Raw genomic sequence first — 15,408 nt, 5'->3', positions numbered from 1 at the left:
CGTGCTCCGGCCCTGCCAGCACGAGAAGCTGGCAAGGGGCGCTCAAGACAAGGAGCACGCCATGTCTCAGAAACTCAACGCGGCGATCGCCGTGATCGGCATCGACATCGGCAAAAACTCGTTCCACATCGTGGGTCAGGATCACCGCGGTGCCATCGTGCTGCGGCAGAAGTGGTCGCGCGGCCAGGTGGAAACGCGGCTCGCCAACCTGCCGCCGTGCTTGATCGGTATGGAGGCCTGCGTAGGCGCCCATCATCTCAGCCGCAAACTCCAAGTACTTGGCCACGACGCCCGCCTGATGCCAGCGAAATACGTGCGCCCGTATTCGAAGGGACAGAAGAATGACTTCCGAGATGCGGAAGCCATCGCCGAGGCTGTCCAACGCCCGACCATGAAGTTCGTCGCGACCAAGACCGCCGATCAGCTCGACCTTCAGGCACTGCACCGCGTCCGCGATCGATTGGTCGGTCAGCGTACCGGCGCGATCAATCAGATCCGTGCGTTCCTGCTGGAACGGGGCATCGCCGTGCGGCAAGGCCCGCATTCCCTGCGGTTCGAGTTGCCAGGTATCTTGGCAACACGCACTGATGTGCTCTCGCCTCGCATGTTGCCCATCATCGAGGGTCTGGCGGAAGACTGGCGCCGGCTGGATGAGCGTATCGAGGGTCTATCTGGCGAGATCGAAACACTAGCCCGTCAAGATAGGGCCTGCCAGCGACTGATGACGGTGCCTGGCATTGGCCCAATCATCTCGAGCGCAATGGTGGCTGCGATCGGCACCGGAGACGTGTTCTCGAAAGGCCGCGACTTCGGCGCCTGGCTTGGACTTGTTCCGAAGCAGATATCGACCGGCGACCGCACGATCCTCGGCAGTATATCAAGGCGCGGTAATCGCTACCTGCGCGCGCTGTTCGTGCAAGCCGCGTGGGTTGTTCTGGTAAAGGTCAAGTGCTGGGAGCGCTATGGCCTCAACTCTTGGATCGAAGCCGCCAAGAAGCGATTGCACCACAACGTGCTGGCGATTGCGCTCGCCAACAAGCTCGCCCGGATCGCCTGGGCGGTCCTCAACAAGGGACGCGCCTTCGCGTGCGTCAAGATGGAGGAGACGGTGTCCCGACCTGCTTGATCCTCGCGCCGTGCGCGGGGCCGTCAAGGCGCAGCCTGGCAGCAGGAGAGCAAGACGTCAGGACAGCACGACGGCCGGCTTTGACGGCCCCTTGCGCGCGGCGCGTCTGCGCGCGCAGGCCGGGACGAAGGAACGGCCGCCAGGCACGAACGAAGGAACAGCGCGAAGTGAGGAGCTATCGATGACGTAACAACCCTTACCCGCCGAGGTCTGCGAGAGGATGAGACGACGATGGAGAATCGGTCTTCCCGGCACATGTGAACCCTGGTGACCCAAATGGCCCGGTCGAGGCCTGTCCGCTAACCAGATCACATGCGCGCTGATATCCATGATGGCCCGGAGCACTGCGCTCCAAACAGAGGCCGGATACATTGATGCAAGACCGCATCTACCGGATCGTCGAAATCTTCTTGCACCCCACGGCCGGACCATACATTGGGTCAAAATGCGAAGAACTCGGTTTGAGCAAATCTAGTCCGCTCTGGCTCAACGAACGGACCTCCGTCCGACCGGGCGCAACTTCGCAGCTGGGCCAACAGCGGACTTGCCCATAACCGAACGCCAAAGTAGAGTTCATTATCGTCGTCCCGGAGAAGTTGATGCCGTCGATAAACTTTTGCTCGCTGCCATCCTTGCCCTCGCTGCGAATTCGGCGCTTGGTGCCGGACTTCGCCGCATTGACGTTCCCGCCAGTGCAGAGGGGACCACCATTCAAGCGCTGGTCTGGTATCCCTGCGCAGCTGCGCCGGAGCAAGTCGTCCTCGGACCATTTTCATTGTCCGCCGTGCCAAAGTGTCCCTTCAGCGAAGACAAGCTGCCGCTCATCATCATCTCGCATGGCAGGACCGGCTCGTTTCTGGGGCATCATGATACGGCCGAGACACTCGCCGATAATGGGTTCATTGTCGCTGCGCTCAACCATCCCGGCGACAACGCGCGCGACGTTAGCCGTACCGATGATCTTTCCGTGTGGATCGAGCGCCCGAACGACGTGAAACGGCTGATTGATTTTCTGACCGGCGCGTCTGAATTTTCAGCCGATATCGCTCAGGCTCGCATTGGCTTCTTCGGCTTCTCGCGCGGTGCATATACGGGGCTCGCGTTGATCGGAGCTGACGCCGATTGGGCGGCCACCACCACGTACTGCCAGCAGAGTACATGGAAAGTCTGCCCGCAGGTTCTCAGGAGAGACTTTTCGGCCACGCCACTTGTACACGATCCGCGCATCAAGGCTGCCGTGCTGGCCGATCCGCCCGCGCAATTGTTTTCTGCTAAGAGTTTGGCTTCAATCAATGTGCCTGTGCAGCTTTGGGCCTCAGAATATGGTGGGGACGGTGTTGCTCTTCGCCATGTCGCGACGATACACGAGGCGTTGCGGACGCAGCAGGACTACCGGATCGTCGCGAACGCCGGTCACTTCGCCTTCTTGACACCCTGTCCTGCGGAAATGAGCGCTCGAGTTCCCGAGATTTGCTTGGACGCGACTGGATTCGATCGCCCTGCCTTCCATAAGCTGTTCAATGCGGCCGTGGTTGACTTCCTTCGGGCAACTTTGGGCAGATCGACAGAGTAGGCCTTCACCGATGCGAGCAAAGGCGGAGTTTCTGCACGCGCTCGTATGTTTGTTCTGGGTCAAAAGCGGCGGTTGAGCACGGTGCGCCCCGTCGCCCGGTTTAGCCTCAACAGCCGACGTGGCGGCAGTCAGCGGAAACTTCGGCTCGGGGCCACGAGCGGACATCGCTGCGGCAAAAAATCCCATATGCGCGATTGAGCGGCGCGGAGCAGGCATTTATCGCGTGCGCCTTAGGAGGTGGTTCGTTTGTTCCAATGCTCGGCCGCCTGCCTAACGGAGCTGAACATTCCTTACATACTACGAATTTTGGATCGATGTCGCTGTTGATCCAAGCCTCCGAACCTCCGCAGAAAGGACAGGGCCGCAGCGGTTGTACAGAAACGGGGAATCCGCGCAGTGGATCGACAGCTGGGCTGTCGCTAGGCTTCCTAGGCATCTTAACACGAGCGTTTAGGCAGTAGTTCTGGGCCGATGTCGACGACCTCGACGAAATGATGACCGACGTCGCTGTTGAAGCCGATGAAGTCCCACTTCGCGCCGTCGTCTTGGCAAGTAGTGCCGGTGAAACGTGCCGGCTGCCACTCGGGATGTTTCGTGCTTGAGCGCACAAGGACCCAATAGAAGCGACCTGGAATCAACTGTGTGACGTCAGTCATGGAATCAATTGCGGCCTCGCGCTCACGCCGCCGCCCAGCGCTCGGCCGAGCGCAGCCGCATGCGCTTGCCGCCCGGCGGGTTGCGCGTGGACCGTTCCCATCTAGCGCGCGTAGCGCTTCCCTTTCGTCGATATGAACCGCCGCCTTTAGTCCGTCCGGTGAGCGTAACGCTGGACAGGACGCGATCGCCGAGGCGTCAGAAGCCCATGACGCGAGGATGGCCCGCTTCTCGGCCAGACTCAAATTCGGGTCAGCGACGACCTCGCGCGGATGCGAGAACACCGTGCCGGGGTGAAGAAGAGCATTTAAATCGAAGACGTTATCGTGTGCGGGCGTCGTCCGCATGGCTAAACCTCCCATCATATGTCGCATTAAGGCGGCCGCGCGGGAGCACCCGCGCGGCTGCGATCGGAACCAAGCCGTGGGTTGGTCAGGCGGCCCTGCCCTCGATCTGCTTGACCTGCCCGGCGCTTGCGCCCGCGATGGCGATGCGCCGCGGCTTCATGGCCTCGGGAATCTCGCGTTGAAGCTCGATGACCAACAGACCATTCTCGAAGTGCGCGCCCTTGACCTCGACGTGGTCAGCCAAGGTGAACTGGCGCTTGAACGACCGTGTCGACATTCCGCGATGCAGAAAGGTCTTGTCGTCCTTCTCGGCCTTTTGGCCTTCCAACGTCAGGACATTCTGCTCCACCGTAAGGCCCACCTCGTCCGGTGAGAATCCGGCGAGCGCCACCGAGATTTGGAAGCGGTTCTCGTCGAGCCGCTCGATGTTATAGGGGGGATAGGTCTCTTCGGCGGTCCGCTGGACCTCGTCGAGAACGTCAAACAGGTGGTCGAACCCAATGGTCGACCTCCACAGGGGAGTCCAATCATACCTCATAGCCAAATCCTCCAAAGAGCAAGTTGGGTACGAGCTGGCCCCGGACACCTTCCGGCGCCCGCCTTGATTGCGGGGCCCGAAGGCGCCCCGGCCGCCATGTCTGCGGCGATCAAAAACTCTGCCACGAGCAAAGAAGTTTCAAGAGGGTGACGAAAAATTTCAGCGCCGTAACGGGCGGCCTGGTTTAAGCGTTGTTGTCGTGCAAGGTCACATCCGCTTCGCTGCGCTCTATGGCCGCTCGGGGGCACAAGCGGCGGTCTGCGTCCAAATAGCCGACATGGTAAATGCCTCAGCTCGAGTCGGCTAAGGGCCACGAGGCGACATATGAAAGAGGCCGCCAACTGAGGCGGCCCTACTCTTGCGTGCTTTCTTGGTCTGGATTGATGCCAAGAATCTTGAACGACTGCGCCAATACCTCTCGGGAACGTTGAAGAACTTCACTGGTGTGCACTAGCGCTTGCTGCGCTCGTTCATAGGCCTGCTTCGCAGCCTCGATCTCTTCCCGGGTCACAGTGCCGTAGTAAGGCATAGCATTTTCCTGGAATGCGCCTGCATACCCTTTCATGGCGATTTCATTCTGATGGTAGAAGTCCCGGGGATGTAAGCCACTCGTTCATATGAGAGGCGGTTTCGGCCTGCCGGGCTTTGCGGATCATTTGGTCCCGCGCTGCGCCTGGTGGAAGCAATTTGGCTTCGGTTCTTAGGCGTTTTGCTTGTTCGGAAAGTCGTTCTTCAAGGGATTGTATCTGTTTGAAATGGCGACGCTGCATGACACAACCTCGTACTTACGGGTCGTAATCCGTAGGATTCAGCAGTTCCGATCCTAATATGCAGTCGGGCGCGTTTCGGTTCCCTACTCGGAACGAATTTTCCGCCCGGGTAAGCTTGCGAAGAACTCAGGTTTAGTAAATCTGGTCCGCTCTGCCGCCATGAGCGGACCTCTGTCAGGCGCGGCGCACTTCGCCGGTGGGCCATGTGTGGACGGCTCCGGGTTGGCAAGAAGAATCTTCACTTTGCAGCGTGGTCGGAGCAGCCATGTGTTCGGCCTGTTTGTGCGGTACTCATGACCGCTGGCCATAATGCCCTCCGCGGATCAGGTCCCGGTCAATACCTCGCATTCGATGATGCTGTGGCCCATGTGGGTTGTCCTGATCGCCGGATCGACCGGCACTTCATTACGTGCTGTTCGCCTTCCCAACCGTTACGTCACGCCGGGTTTTCCCGTGTGATCTCATTCACGCCGCGAGAGCGGCGGGTTCCTTGTAACGTTCGTTCCTGGCCATCATCGCCCAAGCCATCCGGGCGAGTTTGTTGGCCAGTGCGATAGCGGCAACCTTGGTGGGGCGCCGGGCCAACAATCGAGTGAGCCAGGGCCGATGATCGGTGCCATGGATCTTGGCATAGCGGATCACGGCGAGCGCGCCAGCCGTGAACAGGCTGCGCAAATAGCGATCGCCTTGCTTGCTGATACTGCCAAGCTTGTCCTTGCCCCCGCTCGAGTTCTGCTTCGGCACGAGCCCCACCCAGGCCGAGAAGTCCCGTCCCGATCGGAAAGCCTTGGGATCCGCAATGCTGGCGACCAAGGCTGTTGCCAACGCCGGCCCGACGCCGGGGATCGCGTCCAGCCGTTTGCTCGTCGCGCTTGATCGATGCCAGGCGATGATGCGTCGGTCGAACTCCAGGATTTGAGCCTTCAGTGCCCGCAACTGACTGCCGAGAGCAGCAAGACACGCACGGGCCACCTCGGGGAGCCGGTGGTCGGCTGGATCGGCGACGACTTCCAGCAATTGCTCGACACCCCTGCGTCCGACAGGGGCGATGATCCCGAACTCGGCAAGATAGGCGCGGATTGAATTGATCACGGCAGTCTGCTGGCGGATGAAGAGATGGCGCGCCCGGTGAAGCATCAAACAGCTCTGTTGCTCGACCGTCTTGGTCGGCACGAACCGCATGTTGGGTCTCGTGACTGCCTCGCAAATCGCCTCCGCGTCGGTGCTGTCGTTCTTCTGCCGCTTGACGTAGGGCTTCACATAGGCCGGAGGCATCAATCGCACCGTATGCCCTAACGCCTGCAGCTCGCGGGACCAATGGTGCGATGATGCGCACGCCTCGATCCCCACCAGGCATGGCGGCAGCTTCTGGAAAAAAGCCAGGACGTGCCGGCGCCTCAACTGGCGGCGTATCACCACCTGGCCGGCTGTATCAACGCCGTGCACTTGGAAGACCGACTTCGCGATGTCCAGACCGATCGTCGAAATTGACTGCATAGGCTGCTCCTCCGAATCGTGGGAGCTTTAAACGGCGCCCACTCCTTGGCACTCTCGTGCCCGTGGAGGAGCCGTCCACAGCATCACTTCCGGACGCCCGCAATGCAACAAGAAAGCCTATGCGGTCCTCACCGGTGCGGAGGGCGCCAGCGCCGCCACGGCATCCGCTATTCCCGCCGCATCTGCATAGGTAACCATGTGACCGGCATCCTCGACCAGATGAAGCAGGGAGCTGGGCAACACCGCGTGGAGGCGGCGACTGGTCGGCCTCGATGAGCCGGTCAGCCTTTCCATGCACGATCCTAACTGGACACCGGATACCCGATATTGAAGCCGCAGCTGTGCAGCAGCTGGAATAAGGAACGCACTCTCCTCGGCGGCCGCCCTCAACTGCTTGGGTCGGAGAGCCAACGAGATCGGAAATTCGTTCTTGAATTCCGGCGGGATGGCGCGCGGCGCGAACAAGGTGCGCATCAGCTTCGGCATAATGGCCCACGATATGATCGGCGGGCTAGTGTAGCGCATCAGATCGCCGAGCAGCGGCATTGCCGGAGCTGACGTGAGCCAAAAGTCCGTCCGAGCGGTTGGAAAATAGTAGCCGGACACAAGCACCAGCCCACTCACGGCATAGCCGCTTCGTAGCGCCAGCGCGATCGCCACCAGCGTGGCCAAGCACCACGGGGTTGCGCACCCCAAGCTGATCAAGAGCCTTCGCGAACAAGGCAGCTTGCCTTGTGGCCGTCCAGATGCGTGTGCGCGGACGGTGGCTGTAGCCAAACCCTGGACGGTCGAAGCAAACGACGCGATAGTTCTGGGCCAGGCGGTCGACCAAACCGCTTAGGACGAGATCCTGAACCATGGTGCCATTCCCATGAAACAGGACCACGCAAGGCGCGGCGGCATCGCCTCGTTCGATATGGTGAAGGCGGACGCCGTCGCAATCGGTAAAGACGCCGATCGGGGGATTGTTTCGCTCCGCGCCACCTGAAACGCGATGTTGGCGAGGATCAGAACGACAAGTCCGGCCAAAACGATCAGCAGCCCGGTTTCAGTTGTGGACATGCTGTCAACCTATTCGCCGATGGCAGGCACTGATTCCACTCCCTCGTTGTGAGCCGCGCTCCCCAGCCGACAGCAACCAACCGTGATCGGCGCGTGCGTGATCCGAGTTTGCGTCCATCCTTTGCCGCCAGTTATCATCCCGGCAGAGCCGTGAGCTCTCGGGGCGGATTGATGCGCCAGAACGGATATGCCGCCAGTTCTTTCGAATGCTGCCCGAACATATCGAACCGCCTGTTTGTAAACTCCGTAATGATGCCGAAAAATTCAGTTGGTGACCTGATCGACGCAAGTCTGAGGCCGAATTCAAAAGCAAATTGCGCGTTGGCCCCGGCAATCTCAAGAAGCTTCGCTTGATACGCCTGCATGTTTGCTGTCGCTAAAGCAAAGGCTTTCATTGGATCGCTACCCGTCATTCTCTGACTGAGGTCATCGGGTAAGGCATCCACCCGAGGCTCTTTAGGATCATCATGAAGCCCAAGAGGCGACTCAATCGGAACTGCCGCAACAGAGCGAAGTAAATCCTCTTTCTGGCTTCGAACAACGGCCTGCTTGTTCCGTTGGGCCTGCGCGGCCATTTTCGGATTGCGGGCGCGCTTTGACGCTGGTGCCGGTTTGCGTTTGCTCATCTGACGCTCCAAGAAATGGGGGGCGACTTCATCTCTGAAGGTCAACAGGCATTGTGATGAGGCGTTCCAAACCCGTGGATTGTTGGAGCTCCGCATAAACCGAGATCACCGCGCGTTCTGCGATGTCGAGATGATTTTAGGTAGCATCTCCAACCAACAAACGTCTAGCTAGCGATCTTCCAGATCTGTGCTCAACTGCGTCACTTTAAGAACAATCAGCCCTCCGCGCGTTGAGTCTCCAAAGGCCGTTTTATCGCCGACATTATCATCACGGACTTCAAGCTGCCGGAGGCATCGACGGATGGCTGATCAAACGTTGCGGAGACCTGAACCGCGTAGGTTTTAAGCAGTGGCGTGCTGCCTGTGAATGGCGACTCAGGGTCAAATGGCTGCCCTCGGCGTCTCCATGATGGCTTTCCGCTCAGCGCTCGAAAGCGGATCGTGCGAGGAGAGGGGAAGTCAGCCACGCACTTGCGGAATTGAAGTGACTGAAGGTCTTCCACGATCTATAGTCGTGGTGCATGACAGCTGCAATCGATGAGAGCCGTTCCAGTCCCGTCAATCCATCCGAAAGAATCGGAAGCATCGATGCGCTTCGTGGCGTGGCGTTGCTCGGCGTCCTGGCTATCAATCTTGTCACCGAATTTCGTGTTTCCATTTTCGAGCAGTTCCTGCCCGCTGCACGGCCCGCAGCTCCGCTGGACCGGGCTGTCGAGACCGTCTTGATGCTGGCGGTCGACATGAAGGCTTTTGCGCTCTTCTCGTTGCTATTCGGATTAGGCCTTGCAATTCAGTTCGAGCATCTTTCGACGAATCCGCATCGCGCACTTCTCTTGTTTCGTCGTCTGATCGTGTTGTTGGCGCTCGGATTCATTCACCTATGCCTCATTTGGAACGGTGACATTCTCACTGAATATGCAATCGCGGGGCTCATCTTTCTGCCATTCCTGTTTGGTCCCCGCTGGCTCTTGGCCAGCGGCGCGGCGACGTTCCTGGGACTGTATCTGGCGCTACAGGTGTGGTCACCGCCTGGATTATTTCCGAGTTTTGCTGCAATCCAACGCGATGTGCAGGAAGCCAATCTCGTCTATGCCTCCGGCAACTTCTGGGAGGTGATGACATTCCGGCTTCGCGAAATCCCTCTGATCGTTCCTCTGCACATTTACGTCTTCCCACGCACCATAGGGCTGTTCTTCCTTGGTGCGTTGATCTGGCGGAGTGACGTTGTACGAAAGCCAGACCGGGCATTCTTATTCTCAACAGCGGTCGCATGCGTTGGTCTGGGCGCAGCTTTGATCTTTCTGAAAGTCAACGGCGTTTTAGCGAGCCGCAGTCTGGACCCGGTGGCCACACCCGCCGGCACGATCCTGCTCGCTCTCGGCTATGGTGCAACAATCGTCGCCATAGCCGAACTAACGAGCGGAAAAACGCTGCTGGGTTGGGCTGTGCCGTTGGGCCGGATGGCATTCACTAACTACCTCGCTCAGTCCGCGATCTTCGGTTGGATTTTCTACGGATATGGCCTGGGCCAATTCGGGCGCCTCGGCGCGGCCGAGGCGCTGGCCATCGGGATTGCCGTGTACGTCGGCCAGGTATTCTTCAGCGCTTGGTGGCTAAGACATTTTCGATATGGCCCGGTCGAATGGTTGTGGCGAACGCTCATGTACGGCGCGCAGCAGCCGATGGCTTTGAAAGGATCTACGTCCGCTGTGAGACGGGGATGTAAGGTTTCAGGCTCCAGAAGGCGATATCTAGGATGACCGCTCAGGCCGGACGGCGACTTGGACATCATAGCTCCTTGGTGAAATGATAGCGCCGAATGCCCCCACCGGAGGTCTTGTTGCTGGGTGCAACCGCGACCTCCTCGCGAACCAATTGATATTCAGCGGCTCTGTAAAGCGAAACTGCTTCGCGCTGTAGCTCAGAGGTGCTCAAAACCATCCGAGGTCAATTGAGCTTGCGACATTCGTCCTCAGCGAACCTCAACATTTGCCGGGCGATACCCCGGCGGCGAACGTCGGGATGGACGTACATGCGGCGCAACTCCATCCCCGCAGATGAAGAAGGTTCAAGTCCAAACATGCCAACGACTTTTTTGCCGAAGACTGCGACCCAGAATCCGCCTTGTCGGCGTCCGTAGTACTGGCTTATCTGACCAACTTCTTCCGGGGCACAGTGGATTCATGAAATCAAATACGACGGCTACCGCATCCAGCTCCACATCAACGGAGATGACCGGAAAGCATTCACCAGGAACGGGCACAACTGGGTTCACAAATTCTCCGTCATCGCCGGCGCCTTCGACATCGAAGTTCAGACGATCGTTGACGGCGAGGTCGTCGTCATTCATGAGGGCCGCACGAACTTCTCAGAACTGCAGGCCGATCTCGCTCGAGGCGACCAAGATCGGCTCGTCTACTTCGTCTTCGATCTCCTTTGGCTTGATGGCCAAGTCCCAGCTTGCCAGGAAGGAGCTGCTGAAGGAGTTGATCGAGAGCAATCAAATCAAGGAGCCGATCCTCTATAGCGAGCATCACGAAGGCGACGGGCAGGCGCTGTTTGAGGCAGCCAGCAGGCTGAGGTACGAGGGCATCATCATCTCCAAGCGTATCGATGCTCCGTACCGATCAGAGCGGGCTGAAGCCTGGCAGAAAATCAAAGCCGTTCAGAAGGGCAGATTCCCCGTCGTCGGCTTCATAAGAGATCCAACCGGTGTTGCCGCTCTCTATCTCGGCAAACAGGAGGGGAAGCAGCTGATCTATATGGGCAAGGTCGGCACGGGTTGGAGCCGAACCACCTCGCGCAAGATCAGGGATGCACTCGACACTGTAGTCAGCCCAAAGAGTAGATTGAGTAAGCAACTCAAAAAGCCCAAGGTACTTGGGTTGAGCCGAAGTTCGTTGCTGAAATTGAGTATCGCGACATAACGTCAGAAGGACTCCTGCGCGCCAGCTCATTCAAAGGTCTAAGCCGGAAATAAACGTATGTTTCTGCGGCCATCTGCACGCTGACGTATCATCGGTAACCGTCATCAGAAGGAACATGCGATGGGATTGAAGCGCAGGCGATTTAAACAGACGGATTCTCTTGGAGCGCGGCTTGAGCAATTTGCACAGGATATGCGTGAGCGAGCGGATGGAGAGCCGCCGGGAGACGAACGTAACGCCTTGCTCAAGCGAGCACGTAATGCTGATCAAGCATCGACATTGAGCGGCAACTTCGTCAGGATCACTAGGAACGCCCGAGAGAGAAGCGGTTTAGCTTGGCTCCTCCCTCTGAAAAATCCTGCCCTCGCTGCTGCCGTGGCGAGGGCCTTTTCGGCGGTTGCCGCTTGATTGCCGATCCGACCATGTAGACAGTCCGGCCCTGCAAGCGTGCCGATGTCCGCCGAAAGCCACGTTTTTCGCAAAGCTCAAACAAAGGACGGGGGAGGGGCCGGTGCCTTGCCTCAACTAAACACAGCATGAGCAAGAATTGCGAAGTAGGCGACGATCAGGAAGAAAGCCACCGTCTGAAGCTCTTTTGCGCGCAGCTCGGCGGCTCGATAACTGAAGGGCTTTTGCCGATGCTCAGCGGAGACAGTCCGCGATGGGCGCGGATGCGACTTCAGATATTCATCGCCTTTCGCACCACCGAGCTCGCCTGAAATCCCTATCGAGTCGTCCTTCCAAGCCAGTCGGCCACAGTTCGATCATCGGGGCGAAGCCAACGAGTTCAGTTGCGTCCAAGTCTTTGGATCGGGGAGAGCGCTGCATCAACAACAATGGCCGCAGCGGCGAACCACTGCGGCCTGCCGGGTTAAAATGTGTGGGTGAAATATGGGATCCAGCCCCGGCGGAAGTAGCCTATCCCGACGATGCCGAGGCGCAAAGTCGTCGATGTCACACTCTGGAAAATGTTGCATCTACGTCAGTCCTACTGACGGGATGGAGGAGAGGGAGAGCCCGCCGGGGCTGGCTATAGCTAGCCCTCAACCTCCACGCGCGAGCTGCCGCCCTCGCAACACACATGCCTGCATGTGATCGCGTCAGATTCGTGTCGAACCGATATCGAAATCTGGCGAACTGGCGTGATCACCGTTGATGCCCGAGGCCAATGCCCAGGGTCTGTGCTTTCTGACGTAACGCGCCTTCGGTTCGCTTAGTCATCTTAGCGAGCTTGATGACCGGGGTCCGAGCCTTCGAGTGCACCTTCAATTCTTTGATGTCTTCCTTCGTCCATTCGCGGCGGACGGTTTCCTTAGTGTTCTTAGCCAAGACGCGCTCCTTCAACGTTGAGGTCGCCGTTTAGCATATGACGCGCGACACGCAAATCTCGGAGCAAAGACTTCGTCTTGTCCTCGAACTTCGGATCGCGTCAGAGGTCGAGATTGCGGAGCCGCCAAAACCAAAGCGCCTGGTGGCGCAGCGTCGAGATTTACGGCAGGAAATGATTGACGCACACCTCCCATTTTTGCGGGTCATGAGGAAGGGAGCGGCTTGCGTAACTGAAAAGTTACGCCTTCTTGCCAGCCTTGGACCATTGCAGATGTCGCAGCCGCGACTCCAAAAGATACGCGTGCACTCAGCTCATAGCTGCTCGGTTGGCAGTCTCTTCTTCGGACAGTCTGCTATGTTGAAGGGCGTTCTTATTGCACTGTAGCGCTGCTGTTTCTGGCGCTTTGTGATCGATACTGGTCAGGTGGCCGCAGTACCGAAGCTGCCTTCGTGCTGGCGAGACAAAACAGGCAATCGTTCAGTGTGTGACCCAGAACGCGTTCAGGCGCTCGAAATGAACGAGGCGGGCTCTCTTACTTCGCTAAACAAGAGGAAATGCCCGGATTGCGCTCAGGATGGATGTCTCCTGGATTGCGAATTGACATCGCGGAGCACCCGACATGCCTCGACTGTCACGCGCGCTTTTACGTTGCTCCGCGCACTCCGCATGCCAGAGCTTTCATCCGACAATAACCATGTCAAGTAGTCCGCTGTAGGTCCTTTGCAGACCTACCGAGACGGCTAGGCCATAGCCCGCTTGCGAACGGAAGGTCGACGTTCAGGGGGCCAAGATGAAAGTCAGGAGCTTAGTCGGAACCTGCCCCAAACTTTTGAGTTAGCTCCACTCCGCCCTTCGAGCTCCAAGAATGAAAAAAACGACCTTCGGGGACGCGCATAACCTCGAACTACTCATCAACGCGATCGTCGATTACGCCATCTTCATGCTCGATACCGAGGGTGCGGTCAGGACCTGGAACAAGGGCGCTGAACGCCTCAAGGGCTATGCTTCTGATGAGATTATAGGAAAGCCTTTTTCAATCTTTTACACGCCCGACGATCGAGAGAAAGGTCTACCGAATAGAGCGCTGACTACAGCCGCGGAGACCGGGCGCTTCGCGTCCGAGGGCTGGCGTGTCAGAAAGGATGGCAGTCGTTTCTGGGCACTCGTTGTGCTCGACGCAATTCGCGACGAAAATGGCCGGCTCATCGGTTTTGCGAAGGTCACGCGAGACATCACCGAGCGGCAACAGGCCCATAACGACCTGCTGGAAAGCGAAAGACGCTATCGCCGGCTCGTTGAAGCCGTCGTCGACTATGCCATTTTCCAGCTCGATCCCTCCGGCAACATCGCGACCTGGAATCCCGGGGCCGAGCGCATCAAGGGTTATCAGCCGGAAGAGATCATCGGTCGACATTTCAGCACGTTCTACACGCCTGAAGATCTTGAAAAAGGGGTGCCGAAGGTGGCGCTGGCTGAGGCCGCTGAGAAAGGACGGTTTGAAGCCGAGGGCTGGCGCATGCGCAAGGACGGCTCGCGATTCTGGGCCTCGGTCGTGATCGACCGAATCACCGACGAGAGCGGCGCGATCATCGGCTTTGCGAAGGTCACGCGTGATCTTACCGAACGCAAGCAGGCGCAAGACGAGCTTCAACGCGTTCAGGATCAGCTCGTTGCGTCGCAGAAGCTCGAAGCGGTCGGACAGCTCAGCGGTGGCATCGCGCACGACTTCAACAATCTGCTCATGATCGTCCTCGGCAATCTGGAAACTGCAGAGCGCAATAGTCGCAATATCGGTGGGCCGAGCCTCCATCGCGCACTGGCGAATGCGAAGCGCGGCGCGCAGCGGGCAGCGGCACTGACAAGTCGCTTACTTGCCTTCTCACGCCGCCAAGCGCTCGATCCCAAGCCAATCAACCTCAACAGCTTCTTGAATGGCCTCCAGGAGTTTCTCCAGCGCACATTGGGCGAACGCATCGAAGTACAGACGGTGGGCGGCGCCGGCCTTTGGCTGATCGAAGCAGACGTGAACCATTTGGAATCGACGGTTGTCAATTTGGCGATTAATGCCCGTGACGCAATGCCGAATGGTGGAAAGCTCACTATCGAGGCGGCCAATGTCTCCGCTGACGAAGACTATTCGCGTGCCAATCCGGAGCTCGCGGCCGGCCAATATGTCGCCATCTGCGTGAGTGATACGGGCTCGGGCATGACGGAAGAGGTCTTAAATCGTGCCTTTGAGCCCTTCTTCACGACCAAAGAGCCTGGGCATGGAACCGGCCTCGGATTGAGCCAAGTCTATGGCTTCGTCAAACAGTCCGGCGGACATGTGAAGATCTACAGCGAAGTGGGAGAAGGTACGAGCATCAAGATGTATTTCCCCCGCTACGCGGGCACTACGCAGCCCGCCTCGGATGATGCGGACGAGCTGATCTCGGAAGGCGCCTCTGTAGAGACCATTCTCGTCGTTGAAGACGACCCCGATCTAAAGGCCTACGTTTCGGAAGTGCTGCGAGATCTCAACTACCGGGTTTTGTCTGCTGGCAGCGCGCAGGCCGCTTTAACAATTCTGTTGCAGGAAGATCAGCAGGTCAATCTCCTTTTAACCGATGTAGTCATGCCCGGAATCAATGGTCGCGAGCTCGGAAGGCGCGCGCAGCAGATTAGGCCTCATCTGAGAATACTTTACATGACGGGTTATTCGCGCAACGCAGTGGTCCACCAAGGGCGGCTCGATGAGGGCGTCGATCTTCTGGAAAAACCCATTACTCAGGCGAGGCTGGCGTTGAAGGTACGCGAGATCTTGGATCGAATTTGACGACAGAGAACGGGTCATAGGCGCAAGCTAGCTTAGGAGAGGTCGACCGCACTCGGCGCCGGAAGTCCGTAGTCTCTGGCTCTTTTCGCGGCCATCTTCCGATACGCTTGCGACTGCGTCCGAAGTTGCGCTTTGAAGTTTTC

Annotated in this window: 16 protein-coding genes and 2 pseudogenes; 8 read left to right on the top strand and 10 right to left on the bottom strand. The window is 58.4% G+C overall.

The features are described 5' to 3' along the window. Positions 1–61 precede the first annotated feature (61 nt). Complete coding sequence (locus tag WN72_RS43865; RefSeq protein WP_194482925.1) at positions 62–1,126, top strand: IS110 family RNA-guided transposase; 1,065 nt, start codon at positions 62–64, stop codon at positions 1,124–1,126. Positions 1,127–1,670: 544 nt separating this feature from the next. Further along, positions 1,671–2,699 carry an alpha/beta hydrolase family protein gene (locus tag WN72_RS43860; RefSeq protein WP_244554043.1) on the top strand — a complete coding sequence of 343 codons (1,029 nt, stop codon included), beginning with the start codon at positions 1,671–1,673 and terminating at the stop codon, positions 2,697–2,699. Positions 2,700–3,136: 437 nt separating this feature from the next. Here WN72_RS43860 and WN72_RS43855 read toward each other — a convergent pair whose 3' ends face one another. The 8 genes and pseudogenes from WN72_RS43855 to WN72_RS43825 all read right to left on the bottom strand — a co-directional run bounded on the left by WN72_RS43855 (position 3,137) and on the right by WN72_RS43825 (position 8,193). Then, positions 3,137–3,355 carry a hypothetical protein gene (locus tag WN72_RS43855; RefSeq protein ID WP_092221100.1) on the bottom strand — a complete coding sequence of 73 codons (219 nt, stop codon included), beginning with the start codon at positions 3,353–3,355 and terminating at the stop codon, positions 3,137–3,139. Positions 3,356–3,377: 22 nt separating this feature from the next. Further along, a pseudogene (locus WN72_RS43850) lies at positions 3,378–3,700 on the bottom strand (hypothetical protein). An 85-nt stretch (positions 3,701–3,785) separates the two neighbouring features. After that, a complete protein-coding gene (locus WN72_RS43845; protein WP_092221103.1) occupies positions 3,786–4,238 on the bottom strand; it encodes an Hsp20 family protein in 453 nt (150 codons plus the stop codon). Between the two features lie 352 nt (positions 4,239–4,590). Then, positions 4,591–4,803, bottom strand: a complete 213-nt coding sequence (locus WN72_RS43840) for a hypothetical protein (RefSeq protein ID WP_092221106.1) — start codon at positions 4,801–4,803, stop codon at positions 4,591–4,593. A 670-nt stretch (positions 4,804–5,473) separates the two neighbouring features. Then, entirely contained in the window at positions 5,474–6,505 is a 1,032-nt protein-coding gene (locus WN72_RS43835; protein WP_092221157.1) for an IS110 family RNA-guided transposase, read from the bottom strand. Positions 6,506–6,622: 117 nt separating this feature from the next. Further along, positions 6,623–7,165 (bottom strand): hypothetical protein, encoded by a 543-nt coding sequence (locus tag WN72_RS47385; protein ID WP_244554044.1) that lies wholly within the window; start codon positions 7,163–7,165, stop codon positions 6,623–6,625. Between the two features lie 61 nt (positions 7,166–7,226). Continuing rightward, positions 7,227–7,364 (bottom strand): annotated as a pseudogene (locus WN72_RS47380) (alpha/beta fold hydrolase); the annotation flags it as partial. Between the two features lie 337 nt (positions 7,365–7,701). After that, a complete protein-coding gene (locus WN72_RS43825; protein ID WP_092221128.1) occupies positions 7,702–8,193 on the bottom strand; it encodes a phasin family protein in 492 nt (163 codons plus the stop codon). 521 nt (positions 8,194–8,714) lie between these two features. Here WN72_RS43825 and WN72_RS43820 point away from each other — a divergent pair. Continuing rightward, positions 8,715–9,953 carry a DUF418 domain-containing protein gene (locus tag WN72_RS43820; protein ID WP_194482966.1) on the top strand — a complete coding sequence of 413 codons (1,239 nt, stop codon included), beginning with the start codon at positions 8,715–8,717 and terminating at the stop codon, positions 9,951–9,953. Between the two features lie 187 nt (positions 9,954–10,140). On the opposite strand, the gene WN72_RS47375 is transcribed toward WN72_RS43820, so the two are convergent. Next, positions 10,141–10,344 (bottom strand): GNAT family N-acetyltransferase, encoded by a 204-nt coding sequence (locus tag WN72_RS47375; RefSeq protein ID WP_244554027.1) that lies wholly within the window; start codon positions 10,342–10,344, stop codon positions 10,141–10,143. Positions 10,345–10,372: 28 nt separating this feature from the next. On the opposite strand from WN72_RS47375, the gene WN72_RS47370 reads away from it, so the two are divergent. From WN72_RS47370 to WN72_RS43805, 4 genes are all read left to right on the top strand, one after another. Continuing rightward, positions 10,373–10,720 (top strand): ATP-dependent DNA ligase, encoded by a 348-nt coding sequence (locus WN72_RS47370; protein WP_347337511.1) that lies wholly within the window; start codon positions 10,373–10,375, stop codon positions 10,718–10,720. After that, on the top strand, positions 10,638–11,120 hold the full coding sequence (locus WN72_RS47365; RefSeq protein ID WP_244554022.1) for an ATP dependent DNA ligase: 483 nt from the start codon (positions 10,638–10,640) through the stop codon (positions 11,118–11,120). Before WN72_RS47370 ends, WN72_RS47365 begins: the two co-directional genes overlap by 83 nt. Next, the gene (locus WN72_RS47360; RefSeq protein WP_244554025.1) at positions 11,102–11,173 is read left to right on the top strand and encodes a hypothetical protein; all 72 of its coding nucleotides are present in this window, start codon (positions 11,102–11,104) and stop codon (positions 11,171–11,173) included. The genes WN72_RS47365 and WN72_RS47360 overlap by 19 nt, the downstream gene beginning before the upstream one ends. A 483-nt stretch (positions 11,174–11,656) precedes the next feature. Further along, positions 11,657–11,839, top strand: a complete 183-nt coding sequence (locus tag WN72_RS43805) for a hypothetical protein (RefSeq protein WP_092220911.1) — start codon at positions 11,657–11,659, stop codon at positions 11,837–11,839. Positions 11,840–12,266: 427 nt separating this feature from the next. Here the strand turns inward: WN72_RS43805 and WN72_RS43800 are convergent, their stop codons facing one another. Further along, the gene (locus tag WN72_RS43800) at positions 12,267–12,449 is read right to left on the bottom strand and encodes a hypothetical protein (RefSeq protein WP_092220918.1); all 183 of its coding nucleotides are present in this window, start codon (positions 12,447–12,449) and stop codon (positions 12,267–12,269) included. Positions 12,450–13,315: 866 nt separating this feature from the next. Between WN72_RS43800 and WN72_RS43795 the strand changes: the two genes are divergently transcribed. Then, positions 13,316–15,265, top strand: coding sequence for a hybrid sensor histidine kinase/response regulator (locus WN72_RS43795; RefSeq protein WP_092220908.1), 1,950 nt, complete (start codon positions 13,316–13,318; stop codon positions 15,263–15,265). Positions 15,266–15,408 lie beyond the last annotated feature (143 nt).

The sequence above is a fragment of the Bradyrhizobium arachidis genome (assembly GCF_015291705.1).
Classification (GTDB): Bacteria; Pseudomonadota; Alphaproteobacteria; order Rhizobiales; family Xanthobacteraceae; genus Bradyrhizobium; species Bradyrhizobium arachidis.
Note: the sequence above shows the minus strand (reverse complement) of the source record. Positions and strands in the feature narration are given on the sequence as shown.